This is a genomic window from Actinokineospora sp. (assembly GCF_052390155.1).
Lineage (GTDB): Bacteria > Actinomycetota > Actinomycetes > Mycobacteriales > Pseudonocardiaceae > Actinokineospora.
In genome coordinates this window covers 1-14,311 of record NZ_JBQTHF010000073.1, presented here as the reverse complement: position 1 = coordinate 14,311, position 14,311 = coordinate 1, and the positions used below count along the sequence as shown (strand labels likewise).

The 14,311-nt window shown below is 66.9% G+C and carries 11 protein-coding genes, 1 pseudogene and 2 CRISPR repeat arrays (1 of these 14 cut by a window edge); all 12 genes and pseudogenes read right to left on the bottom strand.

The window, feature by feature from the left end; genetic code table 11:
- Window positions 1-633: a CRISPR direct-repeat array (repeat unit 37 nt; unit sequence GTTTCTATACGCCCTTCGGCGTGAGGTGCTTCGCCAC) (it extends 772 nt beyond the left edge of the window).
- A 188-nt stretch (window positions 634-821) separates the two neighbouring features.
- A complete protein-coding gene (gene cas2, locus ACT4N7_RS23820) occupies window positions 822-1,106 on the bottom strand; it encodes a CRISPR-associated endonuclease Cas2 (RefSeq protein ID WP_444831060.1) in 285 nt (94 codons plus the stop codon).
- Window positions 1,097-2,404 (bottom strand): CRISPR-associated endonuclease Cas1, encoded by a 1,308-nt coding sequence (gene cas1, locus ACT4N7_RS23815; protein ID WP_444831059.1) that lies wholly within the window; start codon window positions 2,402-2,404, stop codon window positions 1,097-1,099. Before cas1 ends, cas2 begins: the two co-directional genes overlap by 10 nt.
- Before the next feature lie 98 nt (window positions 2,405-2,502).
- A pseudogene (locus ACT4N7_RS23810) lies at window positions 2,503-2,973 on the bottom strand (reverse transcriptase domain-containing protein); the annotation flags it as partial.
- Between the two features lie 4 nt (window positions 2,974-2,977).
- Window positions 2,978-3,664, bottom strand: coding sequence for a CRISPR system precrRNA processing endoribonuclease RAMP protein Cas6 (gene cas6, locus ACT4N7_RS23805; RefSeq protein WP_444831058.1), 687 nt, complete (start codon window positions 3,662-3,664; stop codon window positions 2,978-2,980).
- A 43-nt stretch (window positions 3,665-3,707) separates the two neighbouring features.
- Window positions 3,708-4,868, bottom strand: coding sequence for a type III-B CRISPR module RAMP protein Cmr1 (cmr1, locus tag ACT4N7_RS23800; RefSeq protein ID WP_444831057.1), 1,161 nt, complete (start codon window positions 4,866-4,868; stop codon window positions 3,708-3,710).
- Window positions 4,868-6,298, bottom strand: a complete 1,431-nt coding sequence (locus tag ACT4N7_RS23795) for a hypothetical protein (protein ID WP_444831056.1) — start codon at window positions 6,296-6,298, stop codon at window positions 4,868-4,870. Before ACT4N7_RS23795 ends, cmr1 begins: the two co-directional genes overlap by 1 nt.
- Window positions 6,277-7,260 (bottom strand): hypothetical protein, encoded by a 984-nt coding sequence (locus ACT4N7_RS23790; protein ID WP_444831055.1) that lies wholly within the window; start codon window positions 7,258-7,260, stop codon window positions 6,277-6,279. Before ACT4N7_RS23790 ends, ACT4N7_RS23795 begins: the two co-directional genes overlap by 22 nt.
- Window positions 7,257-8,054, bottom strand: a complete 798-nt coding sequence (gene cmr6 / locus ACT4N7_RS23785) for a type III-B CRISPR module RAMP protein Cmr6 (RefSeq protein WP_444831054.1) — start codon at window positions 8,052-8,054, stop codon at window positions 7,257-7,259. The genes ACT4N7_RS23790 and cmr6 overlap by 4 nt, the downstream gene beginning before the upstream one ends.
- Window positions 8,051-8,446: a type III-B CRISPR module-associated protein Cmr5 gene (locus tag ACT4N7_RS23780; RefSeq protein WP_444831053.1), complete on the bottom strand. Its 396-nt coding sequence runs from the start codon at window positions 8,444-8,446 to the stop codon at window positions 8,051-8,053. The genes cmr6 and ACT4N7_RS23780 overlap by 4 nt, the downstream gene beginning before the upstream one ends.
- Window positions 8,443-9,516 (bottom strand): type III-B CRISPR module RAMP protein Cmr4, encoded by a 1,074-nt coding sequence (gene cmr4, locus ACT4N7_RS23775; protein ID WP_444831052.1) that lies wholly within the window; start codon window positions 9,514-9,516, stop codon window positions 8,443-8,445. Before cmr4 ends, ACT4N7_RS23780 begins: the two co-directional genes overlap by 4 nt.
- Window positions 9,516-10,559, bottom strand: a complete 1,044-nt coding sequence (locus ACT4N7_RS23770) for a type III-B CRISPR module-associated Cmr3 family protein (protein ID WP_444831051.1) — start codon at window positions 10,557-10,559, stop codon at window positions 9,516-9,518. The genes cmr4 and ACT4N7_RS23770 overlap by 1 nt, the downstream gene beginning before the upstream one ends.
- A complete protein-coding gene (locus ACT4N7_RS23765; RefSeq protein ID WP_444831050.1) occupies window positions 10,556-12,307 on the bottom strand; it encodes a Cas10/Cmr2 second palm domain-containing protein in 1,752 nt (583 codons plus the stop codon). Before ACT4N7_RS23765 ends, ACT4N7_RS23770 begins: the two co-directional genes overlap by 4 nt.
- A 420-nt stretch (window positions 12,308-12,727) precedes the next feature.
- Window positions 12,728-14,220: direct repeats of the CRISPR family, unit length 36 nt; unit sequence GCCTCAATGGTGTCCGGCTGGGAGCACCGGAATCAG.
- Window positions 14,221-14,311: the final 91 nt, after the last annotated feature.

The following is a 14,311-nucleotide window of genomic DNA, read 5'->3' as shown; positions in this document are numbered from 1 at the left end:
GCCCTTCGGCGTGAGGTGCTTCGCCACTCGTGGCGGCACTGATCCGCGGCCTCATGCACCGTTTCTATACGCCCTTCGGCGTGAGGTGCTTCGCCACGGGTGGACCGACTCATCGGCGACCTGCCGTCGATCGTGCTCCTGTTTCTATACGCCCTTCGGCGTGAGGTGCTTCGCCACCGGCGCGGACCTGAGCTACGCGGACCTGAGCGGCGCGAACGTTTCTATACGCCCTTCGGCGTGAGGTGCTTCGCCACCCGCGACGTCGTCGACACCGCCATGCGGGTGCAACGCAGGTTTCTATACGCCCTTCGGCGTGAGGTGCTTCGCCACTCGAGTTGGTCTAGGGAACGAGATTTTTCAGCTGTTTCTATACGCCCTTCGGCGTGAGGTGCTTCGCCACCCTTGCGGACTGGGGACAGCTCGGCGAAGTCTCAAAGAGTTTCTATACGCCCTTCGGCGTGAGGTGCTTCGCCACCGCCACAACCTCGCAGAACTCATGGAGCTGGCGCGGATCATGGTTTCTATACGCCCTTCGGCGTGAGGTGCTTCGCCACACGAGGGTTTCTGAACCTGCTAGAACAACCGGAACCGGAGAAGTTTCTATACGCCCTTCGGCGTGAGGTGCTTCGCCACACCCTATCCGCGTTGGGGTGCCTGTGACCAGCACGGATGGACACTTTGTGCACGCGAGCTCCAGGAGAGGCTCCATCAAAGATCGACACAGGCGCGCGTAGGTTGCATCGTCGCAGGTCAGGGTGCTGCACGCGAGACGTGTTGTCGATCTTCACGGCTCTACCCCCCGTTCGGGCTAACGGGACGGTTCACAGGGCGATCCAGTATGGGCGGTCCGGTTCCAACTCGGCCTGGCCGAGGACGGTCACTTTCGACCAGCAGGTCGCGCAGGTCGGCATGATGTGCACCGCGTCGGTCTTGGGGTCGATCATTGCGGCGAGTCGGTCGCGAAGGTCGGCCAGTTCGGTCGGGTCCAGGATGCAGACGAACACGCTGCGCTGGATCCTGTCTCCCCATTGTTGCAGGTAGGCCGCGACCCGGGCGCGGATCCCGTCGCGCGAGATGTCGTAGCAGACGAGGGTGGTCAGCGCCATGACAGACCGACCAGGCCGGGCGCGGTGCCTTCGATGTAGGCCGCGATGGTTTGTGCCTGCCGGTAGAGGTGTCGACGCAGGCTGCCCGCGAAGTCCGGTAGCGCTCCCTTGGTGACCTGCAACATTCGACGTTCGTAGCCGTCCAACAGGACTTCGCGGCCTGCTCTGGTCAGCAGGACGCCGTCCCGTTCGGTGTCGCGGCGGCCGTGCTCGACGCCCAGTCTGCGCCTGCGGACGGCTTCCATGACGACCTGGTCGACCACCATCGGCCGGAATTCCTCGGCCAGGTCCAGCGCCAGGCTGGGTCGACCGTCGTGCTCGGCGTGCAGCAGGCCGACCGTGGGCTCCAGCCCGGCGGCGACCAGTACCGAGGTCGCCTCGGACACCAGCACCGCATAGCCGAACGACAGTGCGGAGTTGATCACGTCCAGTGGTGGGCGCCGATTGCGGCCGGTGAAGCCGAGTTCTTCGTCGAGCACGGCGACCCACGATTGGAAGTACGCCCGGGCCGCCGCTCCCTCCAGGCCCATCAGTTCGTCGCGGGTGCCTGCCTGCGGCAGCATCGCCAGGTAGCTCTCGATCGCGCTCACCGCGCCACCCAGTTCCTCGGCCGACTCTTTGCGCATCAGCCGACGCAGCAACACTGCCTGTTTGCGGATCTTCGCCTCCACGATGGCCCGCGCGACCGGCGTGTACCGATCGGGATCGGCGGCGGCTTCGAACTGGCGCCGAACCCGGGCTGCCCGCGCAAGATGACCCGACACGACCTGGCCCAGGTATCGGCCCCGGTGCGAGCAGAACACCAACTCGACCCCGGAGGACAACGCCCAGTTGCGCAGGCCCGCGCTCACCCCGACCGCGCCGAAACAGACGATGCGCGCCACCAGACCGGCCGGGACGTCGAGCAGTTCCTCGCCGTCCTTGGCCACGACCACGCGGCCCTCGCCGATCCGCGCCCAACTGCCCTGCACCCCGAGATACATCGTGCGGTGCTCCGGCACGCGGGTGCCGTGCTCGACCACGGGCGGGTACCGGGGGCCGAAGTCCTCACCGAGGAAGGTGAAGCCGTCGGCGAAGGACATCACCTCGGTCTTGTCCGCACCCACGGTCATGCCGATCTCCTCCACTGCCGCCGTCATCGCCCGCGCCGCTTCCCAGGCGTCAGCCCGGGACAAAGCGAGCGCGCACAGGTCGTCGCCGTAGCGCACAATCGGGAACCCGCCGCGCCGCAGCCGCTCGTCGACCGATTCGAGGACCAGGTTGGACAGCAGCGGCGAGAGTGGCGAACCCTGCGGCAATCCACGAGGGGCAACGGGTCGCGGCGGCCCGGGCGCAGCGCGTGCCGCCCCAGCAGAAGATCGAGTACCGCGAGCAGCTCCGCGTCGGCCACCACCACCGACAACCGGCGCCGCACCAGATCCAGTGGCACAGTGGGAAAGCAGTCGTGCACGTCGGCGCGCAGCACCCAGTCGTGCCCTTCGTCGCGCAGCTGCGCCACCTCCTGCACCGCGTCGCGGACGCCCAGCCCCGGCCGGTAGCCGAAGCTGCTCGGCCCGAGCAGCGGCTCCACCAGCGGGCCCAACACCGCGAGGATCGACCGCTCCACGATCCGGTCCCGCACCCGGGGAATCCGAAGGGTCCGCTCCCCACCGTCCGGCTTGGGTATGGCGACCTCGGTGAGCGGACCCGGGCGGTAGGTGCCGTCGGCGAGTTGCGCACCCAACTCCGTCAGCCGCCCGTCGGCACCATCATGGAATCGGCGGACACCCGAGGACAGCACGTCATCCTCGGCGTCAGCGGCCAGGACGTCTTGCCACGCGTCCGCCAACGCGGCGCCGCCCGCGATCACGTCGAGCAAGGCGCCCATGCGATCAGCTCCCGCGACCGGCCGGCACCCTGGTGCCGCCGAAGCCTCTGGTCGTGTGCGCGCCCACGCCGCTGAACGGTGCGAGAGCCATCAGCGACCCGACCGCACCCGCGTCCACCTCGCCATCGATCGTGTAGGTCAGGCTGCCGAGAAAGCCGCCCACAGTGGCCTGCACCGGCACGCGCTCGCCAGCGGCGTTGGGCCGCTCGTGCAACACCACCCGCTCGACCTCGCTGGCACCCCGGAACGAGGTGACGATCACCGGCTCCTTACTCAGGTCGATGATCACATCGCCGACATGCGGGGCAGCGAACCTACGCCAATCAGCGCGCAGACTGCCCAACACCGCAGACGGCGAAGGCCACGGCACCAACCGATTGCCTCGCCGGAACGTGACCGGACTGACGAACTCCACCGTCCACTCACGACCCAGATGCGCTGCGGCGAGTTGCGCCCAGGGGGCGGTCGCGACCTGGGTCAGGTCGCGACCGGCGTGCCGGGTGAGCCGAGCGACAAGGGAGTCGTCCACCAACCCGATCTCCAAACCGGCCCCGGTAGTCGTCCACGACCACGGCTTGCGCTGCGCGTGATGGTCGACGTCCAACCACCGCGACAGCATCCGGTGCACGCCACGCCGGTCTACGCATCCGTTGTCGGGCAGTGGCAACCGCAACCGCCACAGACTCGGCATCGATCCCCCTCGGGGTGCTTGGTTAGGAGAACGCATCGGGCGGCTACCGCGCGGTGTTGTCCAGCCACGCTTTCCAGGTGGACACCGGGTTCGGAATCGTGAGCGTCCGCGCAGGATCGGAACGCAGGCGCGGCACGATGCCGTCGGCGAGCAACTGCGATGTGAAGACGTGAGTGAACATCCGCCACTGACTGTCTTCGACGGCCACGGGACGAAGCCACACCGGCGACGCGCGGCGAAGTACCCCGTTGCTGCCGTACGGTTCGACTACGTCGTCGGTATAACCCGGGCAGTGGTAGCCCACGGGTAGTCCCAACGCTCCCACCGGGTAGCGAGTCTCCGGTCCGTTGACCACAAGCAGCCATTCGGGCGACCTCCTGCGGTTACGGTCCTTCGGATCAGGCTGGTCGGGTGCACGAAACTCTCGCCACTGCGTACCGATCATGTCCAAGGCGTCGCCGAGATCGCCGGTGACCCCCGGTCTGAGAACTCCTTGCCACCATTGTGGATTCAGCGTGGGAACCACCGGGATCTCCGCGTCCAGAGGCCGTGGCGCGCGCGGGAGCGCGGACCACCCTAGATCGGCATGGTCGAGGATCCACTTTGGAAGGGCTTCACGCCCGAGCACCGCCCACTGTTTCGGCTTGGGCGGTTTCAGATGCTGCTCCTGCCAGTCTCCGGGGAGGCTCCCTGTCACACTGTCGCACGCCAGTTGTCCGAAACCTCGCCGGACCCGAGCACCTATGCCCCCGTAGGTAAGCAGAGCCCACAACGCGATCATGAATCGGGCATCGGTCTGCGCAACACCACTGAATCTGACCTGGAGCGTCACGCGCTTTCCGGGCACCACAAAGGACCGCCGGACCCCCTCACCGCGGGTCCACAGCCCTTGCCCGAGCAAGTACCGCACGCCCAGCCGCCTATCTTGCCATGGCGGGTACTTAGCCCCGCTCGTCTGCGGTTGCTTGGCGATTCGCAGGCGGATCGGCGAGGGGGTGTGGGTGCTGCCGAAGACGGCGCTCTCCGCCTTGGCCAGGTCGGGCAGGTCGGTGACGCCGTGCCCGGCGGCGATGGCTCGGAACCAGAACCGCAGCGCACCTCGGATCGTGGGCACCCGAATCGGGCTGTCGGTTGTCTGGTCCGGGTCTTCGCCGCTGAACAGCGGGGTGACCACGGTGAGCTCAAACGTCGTCCAGGCGGTCATCAGCGTCCTCCTCGCACACGGCGCAGGCGACCCAGCGGCGCGGTGACCGGCCGGTCGTCCCACAGGATTTGGGCGGCCAGGCCGACTGCCAGCGACCACCCCGTCATCAACACCAGGATTCGGCCGGGCGCGGCGGCAGTGTGCGCGTGCAGGTCTTCGACGCACTGAGCCTGGATACCGGTCGGCCAGGGAAGCTGCTGCCACGGGCTGTGGTTCCACCATCCCGCCAGACATTCGCCGTGTTCGCCCATCGACGGCACGACGAAGCCGAACATCACCAGGCACACCACGACCGAGTACAAAATCCCGACACCGCCGAGTAGCAGGCCGCGACCGATCGCGGCGCGCCGAGACGCGCCGTGCAATCTGGATTCCACCATCAGGTAGAGCAGCGCCGCGCAGGCCAGTCCGACGCCGACCCGCCAACCGCCGGGGTCGAGCCACCATCGGGGCGTGAGGCTCAGCAGGAGCAGTGCGCCGACCCCGACAGCGGCCGGAAACCGGAGCAGGACAAGCGAATCACGGCGGTCGGGGCGCAACAGGACCACAGCGAGCAGCCCGATACCGGTCACGGCCAACGCTATCCAGCGGGCGGTATCCGGCTGACCGAAGGAAAAGAACGTCACAGTGGTCAGTTGCGGCAGGGTGAGCACCAGCAGCAGCGCCCAGGTTCGCCAGCGGACCGGCCAGAACGCCCACACGGACCGCAGCACAGAACCACGCGGCAGCCAGTGGGCCTCGGCGACATCAGCCGCGATCCGGTGATGATCCTCCCGCCTGGCCGCGTTGTCAGCCTCTCGCCCGGCCGCGTCGTCAGGCTTCCGTTCGACCAGTGCCAGCGGCACGGACCCGCCCCACTCGGTGTTGGGACCGGCTTCGGTCAGCCACCGCAGTTCCCGCTCCAGCCGGTGGCGCCCCGCCGTGGCCAGCCACGGATCGTCCTCCCAGGCGTTGAGGTAGCCCAGCCACTCCTCCCGCGCCTCCCGGGCGTAGACGAGTACCCGCTGGTCTGTCTCCAACGTGACCCCGGGGGTCCCGGGAGGCGCGTAGGGGATCGGAGCGGAGGACGGCAGCACATCGGCCGCACGACCGGCCGCACGCAATCGAAACGGCAGGCTCCACAACAGGAAGCGCAGCCTGGCCGCGCGGGATCGAGCGGTGACAGGCAGCACGTCGGCGGGCATGTACTGCAGCCGCAGCGCCATGTCGGTCAGCGCTTCGAGCCGCTCCAGATAGTTCTGGGTACTGAAGTCGGGCAGGTTCGTGGGGTTCGTCAGGAGATTTTCGAGATCTTGATAGTTGATCAGATTGAACCCTTGCGGCATAGGACGGTCCGCGCGCCCGCCGGTTCCCAGCGCGATGGTCTCGGTGATGTAGCGGGTCACCAAGTCCGCTACCGAGTGCTCGGCTACTGAACGGTCAGTGCCCACAACGTCCTCACCATGATCATCCCTGCCTCGGTGAGCCTGCGTCTGCCGTTCGTGGTGTCGTCCTCCAGATACCAACCGCGGAAGTCGTTCAGCTTGGACTCATCGACATGGACGCCCTGTTCCGCGTATATGACAAGGCTTTCCGCCTTTCCCAGAAGGGAGTCCCCGCTGAGCCAACGCAGTGGCAGCCGCACCGGTTGCTCGCCCTCCTCATGCAGCACTTGTGCGCGCACCCGCACCCGGGGGTCGCCGAAACTCTTACGCACCACGGTTTGCACGCCTTCGGCCACGACCAGCAGGTATGGCAGCAACGCCTTGTAGCCGCCGGAGAGGTGGAACATCACCTCCCAGTCGACGTCTGATCTGCTTGCCGTGCGGGCGATCGCCGCGCCGACGTCGCCGAGGGACAGCCAGGTGTCGTCGTCAGGTTTCTTGCCAGGAGCGGGATTCTGGTCACGATTGGGATTCAGGTCGAGCCCCGGGATGCGAGCGACCACGATCTGTCCCGATTTCAAGGTCGTGGGCAGGCCCGTGAGGGGATCAGCGACGTAGCGGATCGGTCGGCCTTGGGCGTATTTCGCGGCAGCGAGGACAGCGGCCCGCAGACCGACGTCGGTGTCGGAGGCGACGAAGAGCAGCACGTCGTCGTTGATCTCGCCCATCGTGCTAAGGGAGTTCCACTCAGCGCAACAGGTCGCGCACAGGGTGGCGAGCCCGTCAAGCACCTCCTGGGACTTGGTCGAGTCGCGGTGCAACAATGCGCCCAAGTCCAGGAGACCATGCTCGTCGCTTCTGGAGAGCAACTCCACCTGAACCCGCTTGGCTGGGTTGGCTTCGGAAAAGTGTGCGGGGAGCATCGCCTGTTTGACATCCAGCGGCACCTTGACACATTTGTCTATGGCCTTGGTTAGTGACGCGCCAACCGGTACCACGTGGATCCGGCACTTCTTCGACATGGTCACGGAAATTCCTCGATGTCGCAGTAGCCATACCCGGCCGCGGTCTTGCCGCCAAGCCCAAGATCGTCGACGCCCGCGGCCAGCAGCTCGTGGAACGCCTTGACATCCGCGGGCGCGCCGACCAACGACGTATGGAAGGTGGTGCCGGTGACCGCCAAGAACCGCACCGGGACCGGGTTGTGGTACTCGGCGGGCGGTGTCTCCACCTTGCCGCCGTTGCTGTTCACCTCGTTGTAGTACGGCTGCACATGCGGGGTGAGTACGTCGACAACGAGCTTCAGCGGCGGGACCGGGAGGGCGTCGAGCACCACCACCCCACCACGTTCAGCGTCGAGATCCTTGGCTTCGGGGCGGGGTGCGCCGAAGAGCCGAACCCTGTCATCGATCGACCGGCCCTCGGCTCGTGCCTGTGCCGCGGCGACACCCTTGAGCGCCGAGCCCGGCCAGATCGGCACGCCGTAGGTGGGTGAGAACGTCAGGCTGCTCTCGTGTACCGAGTCCTCGCCATGCCCTAGCACGACCCTCCACTGTGGAGTGATGGCGAGATGAAGCACGACGTGGTCCCGGTTCACGGCGAGGCTGGCCACTGCGGCCCGACGTCGTGCGTGGATCGATCGGAGCAGGTCGGCGGAAACGGCCATCGCGGCTTTCCGTACCTGTCCCAAGTGGACAAGCTGGTGGGCGTTGTCGTCTGTGAGAGCGCCATCGGCTTCTTTGCCGTACCAGACTCGGCTGAACAGCAGGTGCGCATTGACACAGGAAGCCTCCAGCCCGACCAGTGTCCCGAAGCCGGTCACGATGGTTTCACCACGGCGGGCAGCGCACGTGCGGTGGCGATTCTGGCCAACCAGCCCGCGAACACCGTGGCCCGCCGTTCGGCCGCGATGTAATCCTGATCGCGGAGCTTGACGAGTTCATTCAATAGCTCCAAGGGTTTCCTGCCCTCGCGGTCCTTGAGTTGGACGAACTCCGCCGCGTCGGCCAGTACGGCGCGCGTGGTGCGGAAGTATCGGTCGCTGTCCTGTTGGACCTTGACTCGCGAGAGCAGGTACGCGCACGCGGCGGCGAGACCGCTGGTGTGGATCATGACCGGCAGGGCGCGCAGCGTCGACCGAAGCTCGTTGTCGACCTGGTCGGGCAGTGCGTCGGCCGCCGCGACGGCAAGTCCGCGATCGACTCGGGCGCTCACCGGTTCGTCCGTCGCATCGTCGCGGGCGACGGCCTTCCCGCGGCAGGCGGGCTTGGCTCAACTGTGGCGGAAGCGGATTCCGCCTCGATCGCGGCCGGTGGACCGGGATCGCTGAGAGTCTGAGCCTCGGGCATCCGGCACCACAGGATGCCCTTGCCGATGGTCTCATCGCCGCCGAGTTGCAGCGGCCTGCCGTCGAGCAGCAGAGCCATCTTGTCCAGGTGCTCCGTCGAACCGCTGAGCACGGCGACCAGCACGGTCTCCGCGGGCAGGTATTCGGAGTAGAAGGGACCGTTCGCGACAGTCTTGCTCGTCGTGTCCAATTGGACTCGGGCGACCACGTCGGTGCCGGTCTCGGCGAGACCGCTGAGCACGGTGTCGTCAACGACGAGCAGATCGGTGCCAAGTTTGGTTCGCGTGTAGTCGAAGACCTCGTTGGTGGGAAACGTGAGGGTGGCCAACACTCGACCGATGGCGGACACCCCGGTGTGGCCGCGCACATCCTGGACGTAAGAACCGATCACCTGGCGCCCCTGCCAACTCGGACCAGCCAGAATCGCGCCGTCCGGTGCCCGTCCCAACTTCAGTGTGTCGCCGTGGTCGATGGCCGCGAGTGCGGTCTTGCGCGCCAGTCGGGACAGCAGCATGGGCGAGGTCACCCAGGCGAAGGTGTTGGTCATGGTCGCCGCGGGGAACAACAGCAGTTGCGCGTCACCGATCGACATCTCTCCCCGGGTGAGCGTGCCGGTGCCGTCGCCATCGTCGGCGGTCCCGTCGTTCTCGTCCTTCCCGGCGTCCCCGCCTTTCCCTGTGTCCCCGCCTTTCCCGGTTTTCGCGGACTCACCTGGCGGGGACAACCGGGAACCGAAAACCGTGTTCACCTCAGGCGCCAACCAGTCGGGGTCGTGGTGGGCCGCGTCGCGCAGGGCGCCCTTGAGGCTCTGCCCCCAGATCACCGGCAGCCCGGTGGCCGCCTCGCGCTGAATGGGCAGGTCCACCACCCCCACCGATTCACTTCCCCCGGCGTGCACCGGCGTCTCGGCGAACAGAACCAGCAGTCGTCGTGGCATTACCATCTCCCCGTCAGACAGGTGCCGAAACCTGCGGTGACAATCGGATAGCTCGCGCCGGGCAACAACCGACCGTGGTACTCGGTCGACCATGCCTTGGCGTCGGCGGCGGTGTCGAACTTGAGGTAGTACACGCTGCCCGCGGGCACGGTCCAGAACAGTTGGCGAGTGGCGCCGAATCGGCCCGGTGATGCGGTGGCGACCGGCTGCGGACCAGTCACGGCCAGCGCGCAGAGTCGAGCACCCGCCGGTTCCCATCGAACCGTGTTCATCAGCGCGGGGGTCGCGACATATACGGCCAGCCTGCCGTCGGGAAAGTCGCCCGGCGACTCGGGAAAAGGCACCGCGTACGGTTCGACTGCCACCGTGGCCAGCCTGCCGCGCCCCCCGATGGGCACGACGGGATCCGCGACCGTGACCGGGCCGGGGTCTTCGCACCCGACGGCGAACGCCAGTCCCTCGACGGGCCGCAGGTGGTTCGCGGCGTAGAGCAACTGGGCGATCGCGGTGCCGCGTAGGCGGCCGTCGACGTGCCGTGCCAGCCCAATCCGGCGTTCGGGCTGCCAGGGCTCGTCGCCCTGCCGAAGCCGCCAGTTGGCCTCAGGGAGCTCCACCTCCGCGCCGCTGCGAATGGCGCCCTGCGCGAGCCACTCGGCCAGACCGGCCAGGGTGATCCAACCACCCAGCGGGTCGCCCTCGCCGGTCAGGGAATAGGGGAGCCTGCCACCGTCATCGAGATCGGAGTGTTCGGTGTCGTCGCGTTCGGCGGGCAGGAGGCGCTGCACAGTGCGGCCGGTCGTCTCGTCGCCCCGCAGCACGATGTCAGCGGGCATCGGAAAGATCGAATTCCCGCTGATCTGCACCACCGGGCCGACGATGCGCTCGACGTTCTTGCCGTGCGCTGCCTTGACAACGCCGCCCAACGTGCTCGGCGGCGGGACAGTGCCCTGGGCCCGCCCCACGGCGCCTGCCGCGAACGGCCTGCCGTCTCGCACCATGATCGTGTCCAGCGGCGCCATGGTGAGCCAGGTGGTCGTGGTCACCGGCACTCCTGGGCAAGGAACCGTGCCACCAGTGTTGCGGGCACCGGTCGAAAGAACCGCTTGTCGCCTTCCGCGCCGCTTCGCTCGGCACGACCCAACACGGTGACCGCGTCCGCCACGTCCTCCGACCCGCCTTGGCGCATGACCAACCGTGCGACCTCCAGCTTCAACGTCCGATGTAGACGATCGACTTCCGCAAGTTGATCAAATTCGCCCTGGTCCCGTTCCAGCTTGGCCGCGAGCCGCGCGGACAGATCGGCGGGGGTCGCAGCGGGGGCAACTCGCCACAGCAGGTCAGCCGCGTGGTCACCGCCCGTTGTCGACCATGGCTGGATGGTGCGTGCCCGCTCACCCCCCGCACGCAGCACCACGACGGTCAACGCGTCTCGCTGGGCACCGTCTCGCACCGAGTTCTTGGCCCGGGTCAACGCATCCTGGGCCGTCGCGACGACATCCTGCAGCGGACTGGTCATGTGCGCGAACACCACCGCCGTCGACGCCGTGGCTCCCGCCAATGGGGAGCCTGCGAGGTGTTCGGTCGTGAGGACGCGCAGCTCGGCGGCCAGCGCGAGCGCTTGCGCGGCAGGGGCAAACGCCAGAAAGTCGTCTCCCCCGGCATAGATCGGCACCCCGAGGTGGGCTTCGCTCAACGTCAACTGCTTGACGCCGAGGCCGGTCAGCACATCGGAAGCCGCACGCTGCTCGTCCAAGCCCAAGTCTGCGACCGCACGACCGAGCTTGTCCAAGTCCTGCAGGACAATCGCGTAGTACGGAGTCAACGCCCGCACACCCCGATTCTGCGCGAGTGCGCCAATCTCGCGGGTAACGCGACGACCCTCGCGACACCGGCCTCCGTCGAGGCCGTCGGTGTCCGGCCCGCCCGACTCCCACGCATCGGGGCTGATCATCGTTCCCAGCCAGGTCGACAGCTTGGTGAGCTCAGTGGGAACCACGACGCCGGGAAGGCCCTGGTGCGCAACAGCGTCCGCAGGCAACACCGCGTGAAGTTCCTCGATCAGCGCACTCAGTTCCACGCGCACGGCCGGGTCCGTCGCGGCACGCACGAGTCGGGCGCGAAACGCCGATGACGCGATGACCGTCGTGGACGGAAATCGTTTCCCTTGCGGATGGTGTTCATTGCCGACATAGCGCTTGGTCCAGCCCGCCGCGGACAGCCGCTCAGCGCGGTCCCGTTTAGCGGCGGTCTGGGGAGCAGGCTCTGCTGGCTGCGCGGGGGCCTGGGTACACAGCGTTCTCCCCTGCCACCATTCCGGCACGAAGACCCTGGCCCGCCGGCGCTCGATCATCAACAGTTGAACCCGTTTCCACAGATCCGGGTATGCCTCCTCGTCGCCGGTCGCACACACCCACGTCACATCGGGCCAGCCAGGAGTATCCGGGAGCCGACCATCGAAAGCTTTCCGCACCCACTTTTGCCACGCCCCGGTCGCCGCCTTCGCCGCCGCCTTCGCCAGGTCCGGGCCCTCGCCGGGGGGAGCCAGGAACGCGATCTTGTTCGTCACCCCGACCGGCAGCGCGTCGGATTCGCGTGTGATCGTGGCAACGGTCGGAAACACGAGACCCAACGGAGCGGGCAACGTCTCCAGGTGCCTGTTCACCACCGTCGCAGCCTCGATCACCACGTGCCGGACAGCGAGACTCGCCCCCGCCAGATCCACCGTCTTGCGCGACTCGGCCAAGAATCGTTGCACTCCACCGATCGCCACCAACGCGAGATCAACTGACATCCAGGTCCCCTCTGACGCCGCGGTGCACACCACCCAGCCGTGCACTCCATGTCGCCACCGGAACCACAGATGTTTCACCGTGTCACAGATCCGTCACCTTCCGTCGGCTATCAGCAGCGAGTCAGCGGCGACGGCAGCGGCCACCCCAGCGAGCATGGTCGACCACCCATCGTCGGTGACGGCCGTCAGAGGCTCAGAACCTCTCGTGACACGAGCTTCACCGACGAACACGACAGGCACCACGTTCGTGCAGTCGATCTCCGCCGACGACTGGCGCGACGCTCAATGGCGCCTGCCAAGTCTCCAGAGTCATCTGCGCCCTGAGCACTACCCGTGACCTGGTGTTCATGCCTCATTGATGTCGGCTGGAAGCACCGGAATCGGCACGGCATCCGACAACTCTGCAAACCCTGCCACGCCGCCTCAATGGTGTCCGGCTGGAAGCACCGGAATCAGGGCGTCGACGTGGCCCGTCACTACGGGGTCCTGCTGTCCGCCTCAATGGTGTCCGGCTGAGAGCACCGGAATCAGCGCTCGGCGGCATCCCGCCAGAAAGTTCCAGTCCAGCCTCAATGGTGTCCGGTTGGGAGCACCGGAATCAGCGCGGCCGCCGGTTCCATTGTGGACGTAGGCAACAGCCTGCCTCAATGGTGTCCGGCTGGGAGCACCGGAATCAGCCTGTACGCACCGGAAATGCACGACCAGACGATTGAAGCCTCAATGGTGTCCGGCTGGGAGCACCGGAATCAGGACGGGCTGAGCCTCATGGAGGCGTGCGCGTATGTCGCGGCCTCAATGGTGTCCGGCTGGGAGCACCGGAATCAGCTTACGGTTCACCCAAATTTCGGCTGGTATAAATCAGGCCTCAATGGTGTCCGGCTGGGAGCACCGGAATCAGTTCACCGACGAGGCAGAGGTAGTCCTGGCTGCCATGCCTCAATGGTGTCCGGCTGGGAGCACCGGAATCAGCCTACACCTCGACCACCGCCGACGAGCGGGTGTCGATGCCTCAATGGTGTCCGGCTGGGAGCACCGGAATCAGCGGTAAACCTAAGCCCAGCCAGTATGTCATTGGTAGTGCCTCAATGGTGTCCGGCTGGGAGCACCGGAATCAGGACCGCGAGTTCCTGCGGTTCGTCACGCTCGGCCGCACCGCCTCAATGGTGTCCGGCTGGGAGCACCGGAATCAGCCAGTGCAGGCACCAGCGTCACCATCAGGATCACGCCTCAATGGTGTCCGGCTGGGAGCACCGGAATCAGCGGCGGACCGAGGCCCAGATCGACTACCTGCAAAGCGCCTCAATGGTGTCCGGCTGGGAGCACCGGAATCAGAGTGGCTCGCCTCGCAGGCGGAGTTGACCCGCTTCGGCCTCAATGGTGTCCGGCTGGGAGCACCGGAATCAGCTGCAGCGCGGCGCTGTAGGGTTTGAGAGGTAAGGCCTCAATGGTGTCCGGCTGGGAGCACCGGAATCAGCGGGCGGCTCTGGATGTACCGGGAGATCTACCACACGCCTCAATGGTGTCCGGCTGGGAGCACCGGAATCAGCCGGGTGGTTTGCCGCCCGGGAGGCCGTGTGGGCCGCAGCCTCAATGGTGTCCGGCTGGGAGCACCGGAATCAGCATCCACGCGCCCGAGCCCTACGTCTGCGGCCCGAGGTGGCCTCAATGGTGTCCGGCTGGGAGCACCGGAATCAGGATGACCCGCACCCAATGGCTGTCCGAGGTCGACGTGCCTCAATGGTGTCCGGCTGGGAGCACCGGAATCAGTACGAGTACGGATTGGACGGACCGCCGGCAGATCTGGCCTCAATGGTGTCCGGCTGGGAGCACCGGAATCAGGCGAAGCAGAGACAGCTAGACTTCATTGGCGGAACAGTGCCTCAATGGTGTCCGGCTGGGAGCACCGGAATCAGGGCTCGGGGTTTTCGGGCCCTGTGACCTGCGAGGATACCTGAGGTTGCGAGCGGTCCGCGAGGGTGATCGTCGTGGGGGTGGCGCGGGTGG